The 528-nt window shown below is 63.1% G+C and carries 1 pseudogene; it reads left to right on the forward strand.

From position 1 onward, the window contains the following. Positions 1–102: 102 nt before the first annotated feature. Positions 103–528, forward strand: a pseudogene (locus tag EN807_RS32465) (ISKra4 family transposase); the annotation flags it as partial.

Consider the following 528-nt stretch of genomic DNA (forward strand, 5'->3'; position numbering starts at 1 on the left):
CGGCCGGTCAAGGACTACACGACGCGACGGATCCGGACTGTCTTTGGCATCGTGGAGGTGCGCAATCCTCGTTGGATGCTGTGTCGGGATTGTTACCCAGGCATGGTCGATGCCTTTGCGCCGCTGCGGGAGATCTGCCCGGATCGAGCGACATCCGAGCTGATGGAACTGACGGCGCGGCTGGGGAGCATGATGCCGTACCGGCAGGCTGCGAGAGTGCTTGCCGAATTCCTGCCCGTTGAGCCGACCGAGACGCATGCCACCGTGCGCAAGCGAACCATCAGGATTGGCGAACGGCTCGACGATCAGGTTGCTGAGGAAGAATTGCACGCAAGGGCGCAAACGGACGAACGACGCCAGCTTGAAATGCAGCTTCCCGGCGATCGACGCAAAGAGTTCGTCATCAGCATCGATACTGCGCATGTTCGCAGCGCCGGTTCCAATTCCGCGCGCAACTTCGAGCTCGTTGTGGCCCGATGCGGCCGCGGCGGGCGGGGCGAAGGCGGCGGTCGCTATTTCGTGACCGGC

It is taken from the genome of Mesorhizobium sp. M5C.F.Ca.ET.164.01.1.1 (genome assembly GCF_004792125.1).
In the GTDB taxonomy this organism is placed as follows: Bacteria; Pseudomonadota; Alphaproteobacteria; order Rhizobiales; family Rhizobiaceae; genus Mesorhizobium; species Mesorhizobium wenxiniae.